Genomic DNA, 4665 nt, shown 5'->3' on the forward strand with positions numbered 1-4665 from the left:
GCGCGCGCGTGCCGTCGACGCGCTCGGCAACATGCAGGGCTGGCTCAAGACGGCGCTCGACAGCATCGGCACCGCGGGGACCGAGAACGCCGCGGCGCTCGCCGCGGCGCTCGCGCGTCGGGCGCCGGAGACGGTGGGCGAGCCCGGCGGCGAGACGGCGCGGCGGCTCGCCGAGTTGGACGGCTTCTTCGGCGGGAAAGCCGACGTCACCGAGTACTTCGTCCCGGAGGCCGTCGAGCACCTCGAATCCATGGTGCAGTCGCTGATCGCCCTGGAGAGCGCCGGCGCCAGCGAGGCGGAGATCGCCACGCTGTTCCGGGCGGTCCACACGCTCAAGGGCGCCGCCTACACGGTCGGCTGCGCGGTCATCGGTGACCTCGCGCATCGCATCGAGGACGTGCTCGGCGAGGTCCGCGACCATCGCCGCCCACTGTCCCAGCCGACGCTCGAGGCGGCGTTCGCCGGGCTCGACGCCCTCAGGCTCCTCGTGCGGAGCGCGGAGGGCGCCGTCGCCGGCCGCGCCGAAGCCTACGACCACGCGCAGGCGCTGCTCGCCGCGCTGCCGAGCGTCGAGACGCTGGCGGTCGAGGCGCCGCGGGTGGAGGCGCCGGCCGCCGCGCTCGAGACGGTGCCCGCCGAGGCGTCGGGCGAGCCGCCCGCCGGCGACGACGCGCGACCCCGGTTCGAGCCGGTCCGCGCCGCGCTCCGCGCCGAGCCCGCGCACCCGCGCGCCGACGAGGGCGGGCGGCCGGCGCGTCCCAGCATTCGCGTCAACCTCGACCGCCTCGACGCGCTCATGAGCCTGGCCGGGGAGCTCGTGATCGCGCGGAGCCGGCTCGAGCGCCACCTGGTCCAGTTCGAGCAGGTGGGCGAGCTGCTGTCGTTCACGCAGTCACGCATGGCGCACACCGTCGCCGAGTTCGAGCTCAAGTACGCGAACCCCCAGTGGCCGCGCGGCGAGCTGGCGGCGGACGGGGGCCTCGTCGAGGAGCCGGCGGCCCCGGGCCCCGCGGTGCCGCTGGGCGACGTCTTCGCGGAGCTGGAATTCGATCGCTACGACGACTTCAACATCCTGGCCCGACGGGTGGGCGAGATCTCGAGCGACCTCGCGGAGGTCCAGGTCCAGCTCGCCGGGCTGGTGCGCGCCGTTCGCGCGGACACGACGCGCGTCCAGCAGCTCAGCGGCGAGCTGCGCAGCGAGATCGCGCGCGCCCGCATGGTGCCGGTCGGCCGCCTCTTCGCGCGCTTCGTGCGCCAGGTGCGGGAAGCGGCGCGCGCGGCCGGCAAGACCGTCGCCGTCGAGGTCAGCGGCGAGGCGGTCGAGATGGACAACACGCTCGTGGAGCAGATCGCCGACCCGCTCCTTCACCTGGCGCGGAACGCCGTCGCCCACGGCATCGAGACGGAGGAGGAGCGGCGCCGGGAGGGCAAGCCGGCCCACGGGACGATCTACCTCGGCGCCGCCCAGAAGGGCGCTTCGATCTACGTCGAGGTCGCCGACGACGGCCGGGGCATCGACGCGGAGACGCTCCGGGAGGCGGCGGAGCGCGGCGGCTTCGTGAAGCCGGAGCTGCTGCGAGAGCTCGGCGAGCACGACCTCCTGGACCTGATCTTCCTGCCCGGCTTCAGCACGGCGGAGTCGGTGACCGCCGCGGCCGGCCGCGGCGTCGGGATGGACGTCGTGCGCACGAACGTCGGGCGGCTCGGCGGTGAGATCGAGGTGCAGACCGAGGTGGGCCGGGGCACGCGCTTCAAGATCAAGCTGCCGCTGACGGTGGTCATCTCCGATGCGCTCCTCGTGCGGGTGGGGCCGGAAGTTCTCGCCATCCCGGTCCCGGCGGTGAAGGCGATCGTCCGCGCGCGCCGGGAAGAGATCCAGTCGGCGGGCGGCGCGGAGTCCCTCGAGGTCGAGGGCAAGCGCGCGGACCTCGTGCGCCTGGACCGCGTGCTCGCGATCCCCTCCGCCGGCGTCGACGGTCCGCTCCCCGTCGTCGCGCTCCGCACCGGACGCAAGACGCTCGCGGTGTCGGTCGACGAGCTCCTGGGCAAGGAGGAGATCGTCGTCAAGCGCCTCGGCGCCTTCCTCGAGGGCGTCGGCCCGTTTTCGGGCGCCACCGTCACCGGCGACGGGCGGGTCATCCTGCTCCTCGATCCCGCGAGGCTCCTCGAGACGAGCGGCGCGGCGATGCCGGCGCAGGGCGCGATGGCCGAGACCGGCGGCGAGCGCGACGCTCCCGCCGCGCGGGCCGCGGACGAGCGGGGCTGTGTCCTCCTGGTGGACGACTCCGTGAGCGTGAGGAAGTTCGTCGGCGCGATGCTCGGGCGCGCGGGATTTGGCGTCGTCACCGCCAACGACGGCGCCGAGGCGCTGCAGCGGCTCGCCGCGCGGTCCGTGGACGTCGTCGTCACGGACCTCGAGATGCCGCGCCTCAACGGCTACGAGCTGATCCGCGACCTCGCGCGTCACCCGGCCACGCGCCATCTGCCCGTCGTGGTGCTGACCACGCGGGCCGGCGCCAAGCACATGAACCTCGCGCGGGAGCTCGGCGTCGAGCACTACGTCGCCAAGCCGGTCGACGAGGCGGCATTCGTCCAGCTCATCGAGTCCCTCATGGTCCCGCAGCCGGCGGGCCAGGCGGTCTGAGGCGCAGATGCCCCGCGTGCTCGTGATCGATCCCGACCGCGAGGCCCTCGCGGCCCTGCGGCGGGCGCTGGGCGCCGCCGGCTTCGGCAACGTCGCCGGCGTGTCCAGCGGCTCATTCGCGCTGACGATGCTCGAGCGCGACCGTCCCGACCTCATCGTGAGCCGCGCGTGCGTCCCGGACATCGACGGCGTTTCGCTGTGCGCCATCGTCCGGAACGATCCCGTCATGGCGGGCGTGCGGTTCCTGCTGGTCGCCCGCCCGGGCGACGAGCTTCCCGAGGGCGCGGTCGCGGGCAGGCCCGACCGGACCCTGGTGGGCGAGTTCACCGCCGCCGCGATCGTCTCGGAGGTGACGAATCTGCTGGCCGGCCATCAGGCGGCCGAGGTCACGCGTCGTGAGCCGCCGGCGCCCGCCGCGTCGCCCGACGCCACCCATGACCTGCGCGGCTCGCTGGGCGTCATGGACCTGCCCGACATCGCGCAGGCGATCGCGCTCGGCGCCAAGACCGGCCGCCTCGTCCTCGGGCTGCCGTCCGGGCGGGGCGTCCTCGTCTTCGACCGCGGCCGGGTCGTGCACGCCGAATTCTTCGGGCTCACCGGTGAGACGGCGTTCGCCGCGCTTGTGCTGGCGGCGCACGAGCAGGCGCACGGCAGCTTCGCCTTCAACCCGCTCGAGGCCATCGGGCCGGACGTGCCGAGGACGATCCAGCGCAATCTCAAGCAGCTCCTGCTGAGCACCGCGACCGAGATCGACGAGGGGCGGGCGGCCACGGCCGTCGCCCCCGTCCTGTAGGAGGAACGCCGCGTGCCGAAAGTCCTCGTCGTGGACGACAGCGTGAGCGTGAGGAAGGTGGTCGAGAAGGCCCTCGAGGGCCGCGGCCTGGAGGTGCTGTCCGCCGCGTCCGGCGCCGAGGCGATCGAGCGCATCGAGAGCGCACGGCCGGACGTGGTGATCTGTGACGTGGTCCTGCCCGACAAGGACGGCTATCAGGTCTGCCAGTTCGTGCGGGCGCACCCGGCGATCCACACGACGCCCGTGCTCCTGATCTCCGGCGTGGTCAACAGCACCGTCCTGACGCGGGCCGCCGAGGTGCAGTCCAGCGAAGTGATGTTCAAGCCCTTCAGCGCCGACGACCTGGTCCGGAAGATCGACGGCCTCCTCAGCGCGCACGCCAACGGCAAGCCGGCCGCGGCGCGCGGGCCCGCCCGCGCGCCGGCGTGGGCGCCTCCCGCCGCGGCGGACGAGCACGCCGGTATGGGCGCGACGCCGGCCGGCGTCAAGGGGCAGATCGAGTCGCTCGCCGGCACGCCCGGCGTGCGCTTCGTCGCGCTCGCAGATCGCGAGGGGTTCCTCATCGAGTCGGCGGGCGAGCTGGTGCCCGACGCCGAGGTGGCCGGCGCGCTGGCGTCGTGCCTCGCGGAGGCCTCCGGCGGCATCGGCCGCGAGCTGGGGCAGGGCGGGCTCCTGGGAACCATTCTCGAGTACGAGGGCGGCACCCTCCTGCTCCACGCCGTCGGTGCGTCGGCGCTCCTGGCCGTCCTGGTCGGCGATCCCGGCGCGCTCGGCAAGGTCCGGTACTACGTGAAGAAGGCCCTGCCGGAGCTCGCGAAGGCCTTGTGATGCCGATGCCCAGACGACGCGCGGGACGGGTGTCGTGGCTCATGCTGGTGCTCGGCCTCGAGCTCTCCGCTGGGGCCGTGCTGGGCCTCCGTGCGCTCGACGTCGTCGTCGACCTTCCGCTCCCGTGGTGGGCGCCGCTGGCGGCGCCGCCGCTCGTCTACGCGCTGCTCGGTCTCGTCGGCGCCCGGCCCTTCTCGCTGCGGCGCGGGGTCGTCGCGGCGGCGGTCATGTGCGCTTTCTACGCCGTGCTCGTCGCGGCGACGGTCGGCGTCCGCGCGACGCTGGATCTCGTCGCGTACGACGCGGCCGTCACCGCCGCGCTCGGCGGATCTCCGACGGAGACGCTGCTCCGCCTCGTCGCCGTCCCGCTGATGCTGGCGCCGCTCCGCCCGCGGCTCGC

At 74.3% G+C, this 4665-nt stretch carries 4 protein-coding genes; all 4 read left to right on the forward strand.

The window, feature by feature from the left end; genetic code table 11:
- On the forward strand, positions 1 to 2644 hold a 2644-nt coding region (locus tag VKG64_08775; GenBank protein HKB25133.1), incomplete at its 5' end, for a hybrid sensor histidine kinase/response regulator.
- 7 nt (positions 2645 to 2651) lie between these two features.
- The gene (locus VKG64_08780; GenBank protein ID HKB25134.1) at positions 2652 to 3437 is read left to right on the forward strand and encodes a DUF4388 domain-containing protein; all 786 of its coding nucleotides are present in this window, start codon (positions 2652 to 2654) and stop codon (positions 3435 to 3437) included.
- Between the two features lie 12 nt (positions 3438 to 3449).
- Positions 3450 to 4265 carry a response regulator gene (locus VKG64_08785; GenBank protein ID HKB25135.1) on the forward strand — a complete coding sequence of 272 codons (816 nt, stop codon included), beginning with the start codon at positions 3450 to 3452 and terminating at the stop codon, positions 4263 to 4265.
- 5 nt (positions 4266 to 4270) lie between these two features.
- Positions 4271 to 4665 (forward strand): hypothetical protein (locus VKG64_08790; GenBank protein ID HKB25136.1); only part of this gene is annotated, 395 nt, incomplete at its 3' end.

The sequence above is a fragment of the Candidatus Methylomirabilota bacterium genome (genome assembly GCA_035260325.1).
GTDB lineage: Bacteria > Methylomirabilota > Methylomirabilia > Rokubacteriales > CSP1-6 > AR19.

Excerpts from the sequence above, each read along its gene's own strand:
- VKG64_08780 (HKB25134.1), top strand. The coding sequence starts at position 2,652 with ATGCCCCGCGTGCTCGTGATCGATCCCGACCGCGAGGCCCTCGCGGCC.